This window comes from Paraburkholderia sp. BR10923 (genome assembly GCF_040948765.1).
In the GTDB taxonomy this organism is placed as follows: Bacteria; Pseudomonadota; Gammaproteobacteria; order Burkholderiales; family Burkholderiaceae; genus Paraburkholderia; species Paraburkholderia youngii.
In genome coordinates, this window is record NZ_JBFPKO010000009.1 from 82212 (window position 1) to 97336 (window position 15125).

Consider the following 15125-nt stretch of genomic DNA (forward strand, 5'->3'; position numbering starts at 1 on the left):
GAATGAGGGAAACCGGCGTGAACGGACGCGCCGCATCCGCAATGTAATGGAAAGTGCGAAAGCCTGCAGAGCACGGAACCACGCGGCCGCGGATTCGCCGCGGCGCGAGATAGTTCGGCTTACTGATGGGTTCGGATGCAGACCGAGGCCCGGCGCGGCCATCCGGGCGCGCGCGACGCGCGCCGGCAGCCTTTTACGCCGACGCGCTGTGGTGCGCGCCCGGAAAGCGGCTTGCGATCACGTTATGGATTTCCTCGACAGACACCGGCTTCACCAGATGATGATCGAAGCCGGCCTCGCGCGAGCGCTGCCGGTCGGTGGCCTGGCCATAGCCGGTCACTGCGATCAGCAGCGCGTCGACGGTGACCGGACGGCGGCGCATCTCCTGCGCGAGCTCGAAGCCATCCATGCCGGGTAGGCCGAGGTCGAGCAGCACGATCTGCGGCTGGAAGTGCGCGGCCAGTTCGAGCGCGGTGTTGGCCTCGTGCCCGACGCGCACCTCGTACCCGTCCGCCTGCAGCACCAGCGACAACGCGAGCGCCGCATCGACGCTGTCGTCGACGAGCAGCACGCGCAGCGCCTGGCCGCCGTGATTCGGCACGGCTTGGGGCGCCGCCGTCGACGCTTGCTCGGCGTCGGCAAGCCGCGTCAGCGGCAAACGCACGACGAACTCGCTACCGCGCCCCAGTCCCGCCGAAAACGCCTCGATCCCGCCGCCGTGCAACTCGACCAGCGTACGCGCGAGCGGCAGGCCGATGCCGAGGCCGCCTTCGGAGCGTTCGATCGAGATTTCCGATTGCACGAACAGATCGAAAATATGCGGGATCGTTTCGGCGCCGATGCCCACGCCGTTGTCGCGTACGCTGATCAGCACGTCATCGCCCGCTTCGCGGACTTCGATGCGGATGTCGCCGCGCTGCGGCGTGTACTTCGCCGCATTCGACAGGACATTGCCGAGCACCTGCGCGATCCGCACGCCGTCGCCGACGACGAACAGCGGCTCGCCGGGCAGATCGGTGGTGAGCGTATGGCCCTTGCGATTCAACGCGGGCCGCACGGTTTCGATCGCGGCTTCGAGCGCGGCGGCCAGCTCGACGATCTCGTGGCGCAGCGTAATCTTGCCCTGCCTGATGCGCGCGACGTCCAGCAGATCGTCGACGAGCCGGCTCAGATGCTTGACCTGGCGCCCGATCACCGCGCGCATCGCCTCGAAGCTTTGCTGCGAGGGCGCACGGCTCGGGTCGAGCAGTTCGATCGCGTTGCGGATCGGCGCGAGCGGATTGCGCAGCTCGTGCGCGAGCATCGCGAGGAACTCGTCCTTGCGGCGATCGGCGTCGCGCAACGCCATCTCGTTGGCCTTGCGATCCGAAATATCGTTGACGATGCCGGCGAGCCGGTAGATGCGCCCGCGCGCGTCGCGCACCGGAAAGCCGCGCTCGACGGCCCAGCGCGACTCGCCGTCGGGCCGCACGATCCGGTATTCGATCTCGTACGCGACACCGGTCGCGAGCGCGCGATATGCGGCCTCGACCGCGGCCTCGTCCTGCGGATGAATGTGGTTGGCCCAGTGTCGCCCGCTCGGCGTCGGCTCGTGCGCCGCGTCGCCCCACAGACGCCGATACGCGGGGCTCACATACAGCAGTTGCGCACTCGACGGGTCGAGCATCCAGAACACGTCGTCGATGTTCTCGGCCATCTGCCGGAAGCGTTCTTCGCTCTCGCGCAACGCGCCCTCCGCGCGGCGAACGCGCAGCAGCGCGCGCACCTGCGCGATCAGCTCGGCCGGCTCGACCGGCTCGGTCAAATAGCTGTCCGCGCCGCCTTCGAGGCCGCGCACCCGGTCCATGCTCTGCACCGCGGCCGCCGACGTGTGGATCACGAGCACGCCCGAGGTCTCGGGCGCGGCTTTGATGCGGCGGCACACTTCGAAGCCGTTCAGATCGGGCAGATTGACGTCGAGCAGCACGAGGTCCGGCTGCGAAATGCGCGCGCGCTCGATCGCCTGCGCGCCGTTGCCGGCCTCGATCACGATGAAGCCCGCGCGCGACAGGATGCGCGTTTTCGCGTAACGAGCGCCTTCGTTATCGTCGACGTTGAGGATCAGATTCGCGTTCGCATCGGTCATGAAAAGGCGTGTCCGTAGGAGAATGCCCGCGCGCCGCCCAGACCCACGCCCAATCCGTTGCGGCTCGTGAAACCGTCGGTCAACGCCTCCTGAAGATCAGCAATTCCCGGACCTTGTTCGATGAAGGCGAGCCGCGGACCGATGCGGCCTTTGCGTTGCACCGTGCAGGAGTAGACGTCGCCGCCGCGGCCATACGTCAGCGTGTCGCGCGCGAGTTCGCTCGCCGGGCTCACCGCTTCAGCGTCGAGCACGCGCGCCATCGCGGCGCTCTCGTCGATCATCGGCCGATGAACCCCGAGGCACACCCCTTGCGAGGTTCACATGACACCAAACCTTTTCGTGGAGGTGAATCATGAAACGCATGACCAGGACGATCTTTGCTTCCGCGCTCGTGATGGCGTTGTCGGGTGGCATATACGCGCAGGCGGGCGGTGCTGGCGGCGCGGGCGGCGGCGGTAGTGCAGGAGGCGCGGGCGGCGGTGCTGCCGGCGGCACGAGCGGCGGCGGTGGTGGCGCGGGTGGCACCGGCATCGGCGCCGGTGGCGGCACGACGGGCGGCGCGGGCGGTACGGCCACTCCGGGTGTTGGCCCGGGCTCGGTCCGCACGCCGGGCAACACCGGCTCCGGCTACGGTTCGCCGGGTGTGACGGGCACCGGCGGCGGGATGGGCACCGGTACCGGCGCGAGCCCGAATAGCCCGGCGACCGGCGGCATGGGCAACAACATGAACAACGGCACGCGCAGCGGAACCGGCAACAACATGAACAACGATAACGACATGAACAACGGCAGGATGCAGAACGGGCAGTAACGGCCGTTGAGCTTCAGCGGGCGACGCGGCGTCGAGTCGCCGCGTCGCCGTTTTCCTGTGCGGCCCGCTCGTCCACACAGGCGCTGCGACGACTCATACCTCAAGGCTGCGCACAGACAAAACTACTCGCCAGATTTACATTGCCTTTGCCGATATAACGCGGAAACCCGGGATAGCGGCACAGCGGCCGCGAACGTCCATTCGTCGCCGCGGAGAGATCGGTGGCCGTCAGCGTTTCCGGCGCGACGCCGCGCGTGACCCACGCGTCGAGCGCGCCGAGCAGATCGACCGAGGGAATGAACACGCCGTTGCCATGCTGGAACCCCGGCACCATGTAGAGCCGCATGAAACGATCGACCTCGTCCTTGCCGAAACGCGCGATCAGCGCGTCGTGATACGCGATCGTCTGGTTCGGGCTGATCACTTCGTCGGCGAGACCTTGCAGCGTGATGAGCTTGCCGCCGCGCGCGATATAGCGCGACAGGTCCGGGTTCATCGAGCCGATCGTGGCCGACAGCGCGATCAGTTGCGAGCGATATTTGCCGGGCCGTTGCGGATCGAACGTCAAGGAATCGAACTGCGCGTCGCGCGCGACGAAGTAGCGCAGATAGCCGTCGCCTTGCGCGAACAGATATCCGTTCGCGCCGAACGTCGGCACCGGCTGACGCCGCGGTTGATGCGCGAGCCCGAGCGCGCCGGTCAGTTGCGTGCCCTGGAACACGTTGTAGCCGCGATAGCCGCTTACGCCCCACGCGAGCCGATACGGCAGCGACAGTCCATCTCGCATCACCAGCAAGGTGGCCAATTGCGCGTCGGTCAGACACGCATCGTGCGATGAAGTGCGCAGCGCGCAGCGCAGCGAATCGATAATCTGCGCCTCGTGCGCGCGGCACGCTTCGACATCACTGACGATGCCGTCCTCCGTGCCGTCGAGCCGGTCGCATACCTCGAGCGTGCGTTGATGGACGGCTTCGAGCAGCGCCTCTGGCACGAAGCCACCCGGCGTGCCATATTCGGCTTGGCCGAGCTTCACGCCGAGCAGCCGCACGCCGGAAAAATTCAGCGCGGGCGAATTGGCGATCACGCCGTCGTAGTCGTCGGGAAAGCGCTGCATCACCGTGTAGCCTTCGCGGCCACCCGTGGAGCCGCCGGCAAAATACATGCGCTGCGGCGGCCTGCCGTACGCGTTCGCGATCAGCGCGAGCGCGACGTCGTGCGTTTTCTTCAGATGCGCGTAGCCGAAGTTGGTCACCGCTTCATCGACGAGACCGAACTCCGCGAGCGACGAATCGCCGACATGCCCCGAGTCGTCGCCGAACGTCGCATAGCCTTGCGCGAGCGGCGCGCGATCCGGCGAGAACGGCATCACGCCAATGCCGCTGACGACCACGCCGTTGTACCCGCCACCGCCGATCTGCAACGCGCGGCCATTCCAGCGGCGCGGCAGATTCAGATCGAAGCGGATGTCGGGTGTGGTCGGATTCAGTGCCTTGATGCGGCCCGTGATGCGGCAATACTCGCCGCCTTGCTGATTGCCCTGCGCGGTCGCGCCGATCATCGCCGCACTTTCGATCAGCGCGCCGGCCGTTGGCATCTCGATCAGTTCGGGCGACAGCACCGCGCCCGCGAACTCGGCGCAGTGCATCGCGAACGGTGTTTCTTTGGCCTGCGCGGCCGTGCGATGTATCGCAAGCCATGCGAGCACCACGACGCTCATCACGGTTGCGAGTCCAACTAGCTTGCGCGTGGTGCGCATCGTAGTCGTGACGCGCCCACGGCGCTCGCGTCGTGTCATCCGCAACCCGCGCCTTTCGCGTGCGCGCGCGGCTGCTGTCCCTTCCAGCCGCTCCACCCGCGCGCGATCATCAGCAGCGCGCCGATCGCCGCGAGGTCGCCGCCGAGCCCGACCAGCACCGCGCGAAAACCATGAAAGGTGTGCGGTGTCGCCGTGTCGATCATCAACGACACCAGCGTGCCGGTGACGAAGCACACGAGCCCGGCGCGCCCGACCGTCACCACGACGGGCAGCCGCCTCGCGAGCCACGCGATGCTGCCCATCCGCACGAACTGGGCGGCGAGCCAGGCGATGACGATGAAATTGATCACACGTTCCACTGAAAGATTCTGTTTGTGCGTGCCGGGCAAAGGCTGCGTCAGCACGAAAAGTTTGACGATCGCGAAGGCAAGCACCGCAACGACCGCGACGCGCGTGAGCCACCGGGCGGCGCAGCTCGCATGAAAACGTTCGCTGATCGGCTGCATACGACACAGCATGCCGAGCACGAACATCAGCTGCCACGCAAATGGATTAAAAGCCCAGCCGGCGACATCGTCAATGCTGAATAACGCGGCAAGCGGCCGCGCGACGGCCCACAGCGTGAGGCTCACGGCAAGCGCAAGCGATACCGAGCGGCGCGCGAGCGGCACCATCACCGGCACACATAGCGCGAACAGCACATACATCGGCAGCACGCTCGACAGATACGGCTGCCGTCGTAACAGCGCGATATCGAATGCCTCACGCCACGGCTGCAACGCAAAAGGTGGCCAGCCGGTCATTTCTACCATCGCCCGATTCAGATCGAGCCGCGCGAGAACCGCGCCGGACACGAGCATCAGCATCGCCGTCAATAGATACGCGCGATAGATTTCCCAGCAGCGTTTGACGAAACGCAGCTGCGCCGCGTGTTCGCCGCGATGCGCAAGCACCGCCGTATATGCGGCCGCTGATGCATAGCCGCCGAGAAACACGAACACCTCGGCTGAATCGCACAACGCGTACGCGTGCAGCATCAGATGCGATAGCGTGCTGCCGGGAATGTGATCGAGCACGATGACGATCAGCACGATACCGCGAAAGAAATCGACTTCGACCGATCGTCCACGACCACGGCCAGATGTTTCCATTCGTCTTCTCGAAGAATGCGCGCGCCGACTGCACGCAAGAACGTGAATGGCCACGCGTCAGCGGCCAATGCCGTGCGAACTGCAAAAGGCTAATTCGTTCCCCGCATCGCCTATCTGAAATCGAGTCGTTGGCGACTGGTAATACTCGGTGCGTCTTGAACGAACGCGCGGAAAGTTTTGCGGCTTTTGATGCACGAAACAGGGACGCCCGCATTGACGGGCGGATACAAGCCTCGAAAAAAAATCATCGAACGCGCGCGGCGATTTTTTTCGCATTTTTTCCCCGTACGATGTTTTCGTGCTTTTCAGCCGCTTTGCGAATAGAGGTTTATGAAAAACAGAATTGCCGGATTCGATGGGTTGCGCGCGATCGCCGTGCTAATGGTGTTTCTGCAGCATCGTCTATTCGGCGACATCGGCGAGATCGGGCATCTCGGCGTGTGGATCTTCTTCGCGCTGAGCGGCTTTCTGATCATCGGCCTCCTGTCGTCGCAACGCGCGCGCATCGAATCGGGCGACAGCCGTTTCGGTGTCGAACTCGCACGCTTTCTGTTTCGTCGTACGGTGCGCATCTTTCCGATCTATTACCTGATGCTCGTCGTGATGTGCGGGTTGATGGCATTCGGCCTCGCGAATCCGGAGCTCGCGAGCGGCATGCCGTTTCACTTTGCGTATCTGTCTAACTTCTGGATCGGCTCGGTGCTGCGCTACTGGCCGGGCCGCTATTCGCACTTGTGGAGCCTCGCGATCGAGGAGCAGTTCTATCTCGTGGTTGCGCCGCTTTTGCTGCTGCTTGCCGCGCGGCGACATCGAGCGGCATGTTGGGCGATCGTGGCCCTCGGCCTTGCTGGGTTGTTCGCGATGCGTGCCGCGCATTGGGATGAGATCGCGATCTATACGCACCTGTTGAGCAATGTCTGGCTGCTCGCGTTAGGTGGTATCGGTGGCTTGGTGATCGCGGACGATCGCGGCCGCGTGCGTGCCTGGCTCGGTCATGGCCTGACGCTGTTCGCGCTGAGTCTCGTCGTGATCGGTTTGTGCGCGGCCGAGCCGAGATGGAGCACGCTAGACGATCCGTTGCTGTTTACCGCGATCAGCGCAATGTACGGGATCGGTATCGCGGCGCTAGTGGCTTCGATTGCGTGTTGCCGCAATGCTGCCGTGATGGGTCTGTTGCAGACGCGTTGGCTCGCCGGTCTTGGGCGCATCAGTTACGGCTTTTATCTGTATCACAACCTGATCCCCGATCTGACGCGCAACCGTCACGCCGAAGCGTTGTTCGGCGGCACCGTGCCGATGTGGGCACATATGCTTGGCATCGTCGCATCGTTTGCGATTTCGCTAGGCATCGCGTTCCTCTCGTGGCGGCTGATCGAGGCGCCGATTTTGCGGCTACACGGATCACGCCATCGTTCGGCCTCACCATCCGGCCGCCCCTCACCTGAGGCACTGCGCGGGACCGAACCGGCCAAACGATAGAAGCGCGCCTGCTTCAAACATCCGCCACGGGACCGTGGCACGCGCATTGCTGTCCGAGGCTTATCTTCAACAACTGGAGAGCATCGTGTCGAACACAGCGAACTCCCCGAGCGAGCCTGATCGGCCGGCGGACGACGATCCCGGCAGTCCACCCGCCGAGGTCTCGAAGCCCATCGGCGATGCACTCCCCACTCCGGTCGAACCGGGCCTCGACCAGCCTCTGCCGAAAAAAGGCGAAACCCCCGAACCCGACCCGAACAAATCAGGCCCAGGGGGCGGCGACCCGTCAGGTGATACCGATGCGCCGCCGGGTGTGCCCAATCCGGGACCGTCCCGGTTCGCGTAGCACTTCGAAGCGACCGTCAAGCCGCCGCGGGCTCATGCACGATCTTCAACGTGCTCTTGTGCTCGGCAATGAGCCGATAGACGGTATCGCCGGGCACGGTCTCATGCTCGAGCAACTGCTCTGAAATGTCGCGCAGTACCGGCTCGTACGCGTGCAACAGCCCGTAGCAAAGTTCGTTGAGCTCCTTGAGCAGCACGTTCGCATGCTCGATTGCGCTCTTCATTTGCAGGCCCGCGTACTGCGACGGCAGCGCCGCGAGACTGAATAGATCGCCGTCGCTGTTGAAGCCGAACTTCGACACCATGTCGAGGCTGATACGCGAGGCCTCCTGCAAGTCCGATGCGGCGCCGCTCGATGCTTCGGAGAACATCAGAATCTCCGCGTTGCGTCCGCCGAGCAGCACCTGGATTTCATTGCGGATCTCCGTTTCGCGGTACAGGTGCTTGTCCTGCGCTTTCGTGATCAGCGCGACGCCGAGCGCGCCGCCGCGCGGCAGGATCGTCACTTCCTCGAGCACGCCGGTGCCCAGCAGCGCGGCGACCAGACCGTGACCCGCCTCATGCACCGCGATGCGCTTGCGCTCGTCCTCGGTGAGCGCGCGCTCGGCGCCGCTCACGTCGCCGATGCGCGCGATCTTGATCGCTTCCATGAAGTGCTTCGCGGCGATTTCGTTATCGCCCGCCTTGCGCGCGATCAGCCCCGCCTGATTCACGACCATCGCGACGGTGGCCGGCGACAGTCCAGTCGTCAAACGCGCGAGCTGGTCGTAGTCGATATCCGCCGCTTTCGACTTCAGCCGCTGCGCGTAGAAACGGAAAATCTTCGCGCGGTCTTCGCGGTCGGGCAGACGCACCTGCACCGTGCGATCGAAACGGCCGGGGCGGCGCAACGCTTCGTCGAGATTGTCGGGATGGTTGGTCGCGGCCACCACGATCACGCCCTCGTTCGATTCGAAGCCGTCCATCTCCGCGAGCAGCTGGTTGATGATCCGGTTGCTTTCGGCTTCGACCGGGCCACCGCCGGTATCAGTGCGCTTCGCGAGACCGTCCGCTTCGTCGATGAAGATGACCGTCGGCGCGTTCTTGCGCGCGAGTTCGAACAGGTGCCGCACCTTCTGGATGCCGACGCCGTAGTACTTCGCGCTGAAATAGCTGCCGGTGATCGAAATGAAGTTCGCGCCGCATTCGCCGGCCAGCGCCTGAGCGAGCCGCGTCTTGCCGACGCCGGGCGCACCCACCATCAGGATGCCGCACGGCGCGCGCACGCCCAGCGACGAGAACTGCTTCGGATCGGAAAGGTAACCACGGATGTCGGCGAGAGCGGCCTTCGCTTCGTTCGCGCCGATCACGTCGTCGAAACGCAGCGTTGGCGTTTCGCTGAGCAGCGTCGCGCCGCCCTTCATTTCGCGCCGCATGAACCACGCCATGCCGCCGATCAGCGCGAGCGGCAGCAATACGCTCAGCACGTCGCGCAACTGCTCGAACAGTTGCGTCCAGCGCGCGCCATCGCTGTGGATGTCGACGTCGGGCAGCCACACGAGCTGATACGCGGCGGCGTCGGAGCGCTCGCCGAGCAGCAGCGCGTGCGAGAAGGTGGCGTTGTGATCGGTGACGAAGTACTTCGAGCCGTCGCGCAGCGACACCAGAATCGCGTTGGGACTCACGCCGATCGCCGCGACGTTCGCGTCGTGAATGTCGCGCAGCATCGTCGACGCGTCTTTCTCTTGATGCGTCCACGCGGATGCATCGTGACGCATCTGGCTCGCAATGCCGTTCAGCGCCGGGGCCTGCGGCACGGCGCGATGCTGGAAATACCAGCCGCCCCAACCGACCAGCACCGCGATCAGCACCGCCACAGCGCCCAACGCAATTTTGCGTGCGCGCTTTTTCCTAAGCGAATTATTTCCCGGCTTCATGAGTCATTTCCAAAATGAGGACTTGAACAAGCCCTTACTGAATCAAGCTGTCTGTCAAAATTACCTGTCGAAAGCGCAAGGTGGAGTCTGCGGAAAATCGGCTGAGGCGAAGCGCCACACGGGCGCGTGGCTTAAAGGACAATCCAGAAGGACGACGAGAAGTGCGTCCCGGTGAGCCGCGGTTGCCGAAGGCAGTATGCCCAGGTTACGCGTCTGTCAAATTCGCGGAAAAGGCCTATTTGTACCGTCTATCCGGCCGTCGACACGCCGGAAGGGGAATGCGGCGAGGGCGCGAAAGGCGTCGCCGCATTGGCTCCGGCGCACAGTTTATCAGTGTAAAAAGCGGCGCGTGTTTTCAATGTCTATATCTAACCGCACCCCAATTAAGATCAGTCAGAATTACTGGGAAAAGCGAGATTTTAGAAAGACATAATTGATCTGAAAAAACAGCTCGCGATTAAGTCAGGATTTTGGGATCCCGCGGCCATATCGGGCGGATGCGCGACGGGCCTCTGCGGGCCCGTTCGCGTCATCGCCGCTTTTCTCTCAGGTTCTGCTTTTTTGACGTCGGCGCCGAGCGGCGTCGACGGTACTCTCCTCCACTGCACTACTTCGGTCCTCGCGGACCACCCCGACATCTCAGGCCGCCGTGCGCCGCGCGACGCTGGCCTGCGCCTGCTAGCGCAACATGCCGCGCAGCTTCGCAATGCGCGAGCGCTGGCTCTCGACAAGATGATGCGTATCCTCGAGCGCGCGGATGCGCCGCTCCCAATAGACGTGGTCGAGTTCACCGGATTGCGTCGCGCGCTTGCGCGTCGCGTAGCCGAGCACACTCTCGAGATGCTGCAAATGGCTATCCGCGAACCTCGCCGGTAGCCGCCCGCCGCGTTGCGCGGCTGTTTGCCTGCTCGTAAGGCTCATCTTCGCTCCCCTCGCGTCCTGCCTGTTGGCCCGATGACCCCGCCGCATCGATTGCTCAAACCGAAAGCAATCTGCAATCTACGCGTGTGACGTTAGCGCAGTTTTGGGGCACGGCTTGACCGTGCGTCTCAAAATTGGGCGCTTGCGTCAGAAATGCCGACTGGTATGGCCGTCTTTGCATGCGCAAACGGCTCGGCGCACGGGATTGCCCGGCTTGGCGAAGCGGCGGACGAGCTGGTGCGCTGCCCGCTGCTTCAGATCGCGGAACTCGCGAATGGATTCGGATGGTCGGCGCTCAAGCCGCGCGCGGCCGGCCCCTGCGCTTCGGCTCGACCGGCCGCACGACCGCCACTGGCCGCGCGACGCGCGGCGTGCGCTTGAAATACGGCGAGCTGAGGGTGGCCGCGCTCATGTCCGACGCGGCTTCGAGCAGCGCCGGCGCGAGTTCTTTCAGCCGCGCGTCCGGCAGGCGGCTGGTCGGCCCTGCGAGGCTGACGGTGCCGACCACCAGCCCGGTCACCGGATGGCGAATCGCGGCCGCCATCGACGTCATGCCCGCCTCGTAGGTTTCGCTCGCGATGCCGTAGCCGCGCTTGCGCGCGCCGGCCAGGTCCTGCAGAAACTGCTGGATCGTCTTCGGTGCCTTCGGCCCGCGCGGGCCCGCCTTGCCGATGCCGCCCTGGCGCGACACGAGTTCGAGCGCTTCCTCGTCGCTCATGGTCGCGAGCCACGCCTGGCCGCTCGCGGTGCAATGCAGCGGCGGACTGCTGCCCATGTCCGGGTCATAGCGCAGCCCGGAGCGCGCGCCCTGCGCCTTGCCGACGAACGTAATGTGATCGTCCTCGATCACGCCCAGGCGCGCGAGTTCGCCGGACGCGCTCGCGAGCCGATCCAGCACGGGCTGCGAAATATCGAGCACGCCGGCCGTGGACAGCCACATCAGCCCGAGCGACACCAACTTCAGCGCAAGCACGTACTCGCCGTGCTCATCCTGACGCACGTAGCCTTCGTCGCTCAGCTCCGCGAGCAGCCGATGCGTGCCGCTGCGCGGGATGTTCAGCGTGTCGGCGATCACGGCCAGCTGCATGCTGCCGCCCTGCTTCGCCAGCAATTCGATGATGGCCAGCGCCCGCTCGAGATTCCCCGCCATGATCCACTCTCATTCGATTCGAATCCCACATGAGAACATGATTCCACATTGGAATTCAAGGGCACGGCGGGCGCCGGTTCCGGCAAACTGCGGTTTGCGGTTACATCATGACGTGATGGATGACGGCGTCGCCGTATAAGTCCGTTCGAGCAGAGCGAGTGTCGCCTCGCGCAGCCTGCGTGCGCGTTCGAGCGCGGAGGCGGTTTTCGCCCATTGCTGCATCGGCACTTCGAGGCTGATCGGCAGATCGTCGGGCAGCGCGCGCAGAATGCCGGCGAGATCGAGGCCGCCCTCGCCCGGAATCATGCGCTCGCAACGTGCCTGATGCAGCAACGTGTCGAGATCGGCTGGCCGTTCGGCCGGCGCGTCGCAGAACTGCACGTAGCCGAAGTACTCGCGCGGCAACGCGCGCAACGTATCCGTCGGCGTCCCCGCGCGATCGAAGTGGATCGGATCGACGATCAGCCCGGTATTGGATCGCGCGGCCGCCTTCACGATGCGCGCACCTTGCGTGACGTCCTTCACGTCGGTCCACGGCATCGGTTCGAGCGACGGCGCGAGGCCGCGCGGTTCGGCCAGCTCGCACAATCGTGCAAGCCGCTCGGCGGTGCGCGCTTCGTCGGGATCGTTGCCCGCGACCAGCACGTAGCGTGCGCCGAGTTCGGCGGCGGTGTCGAGCATCGGCAGAAATGCGTTTACGTCGGTGTCGGGCTTCAGGCGCAGAATTTCGACGTCGAGCACCTTGACACCGGTGTCGCGCACACGCGCGAGCGTTTCGCGCTTCAATGCGCCTGGGCTAATGATGTCGTGGCGCACTTCGTGATCGGTGGCGGGCACGAGGCGCAGGCCGACGCAGTCGTAGCCGGCCTGCGCGGCGCACTCGACCATCTGCGGCGGGCTCAGTTCGAGCACGGTCAACGCCGACAGCGACAGCTCGCGCGAGTTGGGCGGGGTCATGTCGTTTCCTCGAGTTCAGCGCAACGGCGAGAACGGCGCCGGCACGCAGATCGTCGACTCCATCGTCGTCAGGTGGGCCGGGCCGCCGTTCGGCGGCCAGATGCCGTACTTCACCGCTTCGGCGCGAATCCGCGAACGCTCGTCGACGCTCGCATACGGCCAGATGTTCAGGAAGCGCGGCACGGCGCCATCGAGCGCATACATCGCGCCGACGAGCGGCGAGCGCCGCGCTCGCTCGGGCACCGCCTTTTCCCATGCGTCGATCGTGTGCTGCAAGCTCGCGAGCCTGGTGCCGTACACGCGCATCTCGTAGATACCGCCGTGCACGGCCGGCTCGATCGGCGGCAGAAAGGGGAACAGCGCATAGCTGTCGATCTTCACGTCGATGATGAATTCGCCGCAGCCGAACGGATCGCCTTCGAGCAGCATACGCTTGCGCCCGGCGATCAGCGACGCTTCGGAATCGAAGCCGCGCAGCACCAGCACCTGCCCGAGCGTGCCGATATCGGAGTACCAGCAGCCGAGCAGCTTCGAGCCCGGTGCGTCGCCGTGGGCCTGGATGTTTTCGAACACCTGTGCGTTGGTGCCGATCTTGACTGTGAGCGTAACGAGGTCGTAGAGAGTCATCAGATGCGTCCTTGTGACGGGATGGAGGAATTCGGAGTGGGTTCGGTGCGCGCGGCACGGGCCGTTCCATCGGCCTGCGCCGCGCCGGCGAGCGACAGCCCCGCCAGATACCCGAAAGTCATCGCGGGTCCGAGCGTGATGCCGCCGCTTGGATAGCAGCCGCCCATCATGCTCGCGCTGTCGTTGCCGACCGCGTACAGACCCGGCACCGGCTGGCCTGCGTCGTCGAGCACGCGCGCGGCGGCATCGGTCGCGAGACCGGCGAACGTGCCGAGGCTGCCGGGCAGCAGCTTCACCGCATAGAACGGACCGTGTTCGAGCGGCGCGTTGCAGGGGTTCGGCTTGTGGCGTACATCGCCCTGCACGCGGTTGTATGGCGTCGAGCCTTTGTGAAACTGCGGATCGAAGCCGTCTTTCGCGTAGCTGTTGTAGGCGGCGACCGTCGTTTGAAGTCCCTGCGGGTCGATGCCGCACTGGCTTGCGAGTTCGGCAAGGCTGTGCGCGCGCCGTAGATAACCGGAACGGCGATAGGGCGCGGTCGGGAACGGCAACGGCTTCGAAAAGCCGAGCCCGTAACGGCGCTGGAAGCGGTGATCGCAGATCAGCCATGCGCAAACTTCCTCGCCCTTCGGCGTCGTGCCGATCAGCGCATTGATGAAGTCGTGATACGACGACGCCTCGTTGACGAAGCGCCGACCCGCGCGCGTGACCGCGATCACGCCCGGCTTCGCGCGCTCGATCAGATGCGGAAACGCGACCGCGGCCTCGCCGCTCTTGCGCGGCACCAGCGACACCGGTGCCCACGCCGCCGGCGTTTCCAGCGACGCGTCGAAATGCGCGCCGACCGCTTCGCCGAGACGAATGCCGTCGCCGGTATTGGTCAGTGGTGCGGCGGACCAGTGCTCGCGACCCGACGGCGTATAAGCGAAGGTTTGCGCGCGCCGCGCGACGTCATGCGGATAACCGCCGCATGCGAGCACGACGCCGCGCGCGGCGCGCACCTCGTGAGCGACACCGTCGATCTCGATGCGCGCCCCCGTGACGCGCCCGCCCCCGGCCCCGCCTTCGCGCAGCAAAGCAACCGCATTCGCGCCGGTACGCAAATCGACCGCGCGGTCATGCGCCGATTTCAGCAGACGCGCGACCAGCGCATTGCCGTTGACCAGATGCATCGAGCGGCCATAGCGCAACTTGTCGCTCGCGAACGCGGCGAGCCGGCGCAGCACATGCACGGCCGAACGCGGCGAGCGCGTCGCATTGAAGAAATGGGCGAGGTCCTGGCCCGACGCGATCGCCATGCCCTTCAGCGTCACCACGTCGAGCGCGGGACGCAAGCGCTCGATCAGCGAACCGAGCTCGCGGCCATCGAACGGCATCGCGCAGACAGATCGGCCACCTGTCATTGCACCCGGCGTCGTATGAAAGTCGGGAATACGATTGCCGTCGATAAAACGCACCGCCGTCTCGCGCTCGAAAAACTCGATCATTTCCGGACCGCGATCGAGCAGCGCGTCGACCTTGTCGGGATCGTAGTGGGCGCCGAGTTCGTTGCGCAGATAGGTGCGCGATGCTTCGGGTTCTTCGACGATGCCCGCGCGCGTCGCGAGCGGATTGCGCGGAATCCACATCCAGCCGCCCGACCATGCGCTCGTGCCGCCGAACACGTCGGCCTTCTCGGCCACCATCACGCGCAGACCTTGCGTGGCTGCCGTCACCGCGGCAGACAGTCCCGCCGCGCCGGAACCCAGCACCAGCACATCGCATTCGAGGATCGGTTCGCGCTTCATCTCCATTCGCTTCGTCGGTTGGGAAAATTCCGTGATGCTGAATTTGTTGAATACTATTCCACTTCTTAACCTGGTTCGAACCAGGCGTGCCCCTGGTTCG

13 protein-coding genes are annotated in these 15125 nt (G+C 65.1%); 3 read left to right on the forward strand and 10 right to left on the reverse strand.

The genetic code is table 11. The features are described 5' to 3' along the window. Positions 1-193: 193 nt before the first annotated feature. On the reverse strand, positions 194-2125 hold the full coding sequence (locus AB3X94_RS18660; RefSeq protein ID WP_368612316.1) for a response regulator: 1932 nt from the start codon (positions 2123-2125) through the stop codon (positions 194-196). Next, complete coding sequence (locus AB3X94_RS18665; RefSeq protein WP_368612317.1) at positions 2122-2406, reverse strand: hypothetical protein; 285 nt, start codon at positions 2404-2406, stop codon at positions 2122-2124. Before AB3X94_RS18665 ends, AB3X94_RS18660 begins: the two co-directional genes overlap by 4 nt. A gap of 71 nt (positions 2407-2477) precedes the next feature. On the opposite strand from AB3X94_RS18665, the gene AB3X94_RS18670 reads away from it, so the two are divergent. Then, on the forward strand, positions 2478-2936 hold the full coding sequence (locus AB3X94_RS18670) for a hypothetical protein (protein ID WP_368612318.1): 459 nt from the start codon (positions 2478-2480) through the stop codon (positions 2934-2936). A gap of 100 nt (positions 2937-3036) precedes the next feature. Here the strand turns inward: AB3X94_RS18670 and AB3X94_RS18675 are convergent, their stop codons facing one another. Further along, complete coding sequence (locus tag AB3X94_RS18675) at positions 3037-4731, reverse strand: tannase/feruloyl esterase family alpha/beta hydrolase (RefSeq protein WP_368612319.1); 1695 nt, start codon at positions 4729-4731, stop codon at positions 3037-3039. Beyond that, positions 4728-5843 carry an OpgC domain-containing protein gene (locus AB3X94_RS18680; RefSeq protein ID WP_368612320.1) on the reverse strand — a complete coding sequence of 372 codons (1116 nt, stop codon included), beginning with the start codon at positions 5841-5843 and terminating at the stop codon, positions 4728-4730. Before AB3X94_RS18680 ends, AB3X94_RS18675 begins: the two co-directional genes overlap by 4 nt. A gap of 330 nt (positions 5844-6173) precedes the next feature. Here AB3X94_RS18680 and AB3X94_RS18685 point away from each other — a divergent pair, with 330 nt between their 5' ends. Next, positions 6174-7322: an acyltransferase gene (locus AB3X94_RS18685; RefSeq protein WP_176107636.1), complete on the forward strand. Its 1149-nt coding sequence runs from the start codon at positions 6174-6176 to the stop codon at positions 7320-7322. 85 nt (positions 7323-7407) lie between these two features. Further along, the gene (locus tag AB3X94_RS18690; RefSeq protein WP_312883639.1) at positions 7408-7668 is read left to right on the forward strand and encodes a hypothetical protein; all 261 of its coding nucleotides are present in this window, start codon (positions 7408-7410) and stop codon (positions 7666-7668) included. Positions 7669-7684: 16 nt separating this feature from the next. Here the strand turns inward: AB3X94_RS18690 and AB3X94_RS18695 are convergent, their stop codons facing one another. From AB3X94_RS18695 to AB3X94_RS18720, 6 genes are all read right to left on the reverse strand, one after another. Then, a complete protein-coding gene (locus AB3X94_RS18695) occupies positions 7685-9583 on the reverse strand; it encodes an ATP-dependent metallopeptidase FtsH/Yme1/Tma family protein (RefSeq protein ID WP_176107635.1) in 1899 nt (632 codons plus the stop codon). A gap of 678 nt (positions 9584-10261) precedes the next feature. Continuing rightward, positions 10262-10504 carry a hypothetical protein gene (locus AB3X94_RS18700; RefSeq protein WP_176120688.1) on the reverse strand — a complete coding sequence of 81 codons (243 nt, stop codon included), beginning with the start codon at positions 10502-10504 and terminating at the stop codon, positions 10262-10264. A 295-nt stretch (positions 10505-10799) separates the two neighbouring features. Next, a complete protein-coding gene (locus AB3X94_RS18705; RefSeq protein WP_368612321.1) occupies positions 10800-11654 on the reverse strand; it encodes an IclR family transcriptional regulator in 855 nt (284 codons plus the stop codon). Positions 11655-11759: 105 nt separating this feature from the next. Beyond that, a complete protein-coding gene (locus tag AB3X94_RS18710; protein ID WP_368612322.1) occupies positions 11760-12611 on the reverse strand; it encodes a sugar phosphate isomerase/epimerase family protein in 852 nt (283 codons plus the stop codon). Between the two features lie 15 nt (positions 12612-12626). Then, complete coding sequence (locus tag AB3X94_RS18715; RefSeq protein WP_368612323.1) at positions 12627-13238, reverse strand: NIPSNAP family protein; 612 nt, start codon at positions 13236-13238, stop codon at positions 12627-12629. After that, positions 13238-15025, reverse strand: coding sequence for an FAD-dependent oxidoreductase (locus AB3X94_RS18720; protein WP_368612324.1), 1788 nt, complete (start codon positions 15023-15025; stop codon positions 13238-13240). Before AB3X94_RS18720 ends, AB3X94_RS18715 begins: the two co-directional genes overlap by 1 nt. Positions 15026-15125: the final 100 nt, after the last annotated feature.

Coding starts and splice junctions, on each gene's coding strand:
- AB3X94_RS18660 (WP_368612316.1), bottom strand. CDS start 2,125: ATGACCGATGCGAACGCGAATCTGATCCTCAACGTCGACGATAACGAA.
- AB3X94_RS18670 (WP_368612318.1), top strand. CDS start 2,478: ATGAAACGCATGACCAGGACGATCTTTGCTTCCGCGCTCGTGATGGCG.
- AB3X94_RS18695 (WP_176107635.1), bottom strand. CDS start 9,583: ATGAAGCCGGGAAATAATTCGCTTAGGAAAAAGCGCGCACGCAAAATT.
- AB3X94_RS18700 (WP_176120688.1), bottom strand. CDS start 10,504: ATGAGCCTTACGAGCAGGCAAACAGCCGCGCAACGCGGCGGGCGGCTA.
- AB3X94_RS18720 (WP_368612324.1), bottom strand. CDS start 15,025: ATGAAGCGCGAACCGATCCTCGAATGCGATGTGCTGGTGCTGGGTTCC.
- AB3X94_RS18705 (WP_368612321.1), bottom strand. CDS start 11,654: ATGGCGGGGAATCTCGAGCGGGCGCTGGCCATCATCGAATTGCTGGCG.
- AB3X94_RS18665 (WP_368612317.1), bottom strand. CDS start 2,406: ATGATCGACGAGAGCGCCGCGATGGCGCGCGTGCTCGACGCTGAAGCG.
- AB3X94_RS18680 (WP_368612320.1), bottom strand. CDS start 5,843: ATGGAAACATCTGGCCGTGGTCGTGGACGATCGGTCGAAGTCGATTTC.
- AB3X94_RS18710 (WP_368612322.1), bottom strand. CDS start 12,611: ATGACCCCGCCCAACTCGCGCGAGCTGTCGCTGTCGGCGTTGACCGTG.
- AB3X94_RS18675 (WP_368612319.1), bottom strand. CDS start 4,731: ATGACACGACGCGAGCGCCGTGGGCGCGTCACGACTACGATGCGCACC.
- AB3X94_RS18715 (WP_368612323.1), bottom strand. CDS start 13,238: ATGACTCTCTACGACCTCGTTACGCTCACAGTCAAGATCGGCACCAAC.
- AB3X94_RS18685 (WP_176107636.1), top strand. CDS start 6,174: ATGAAAAACAGAATTGCCGGATTCGATGGGTTGCGCGCGATCGCCGTG.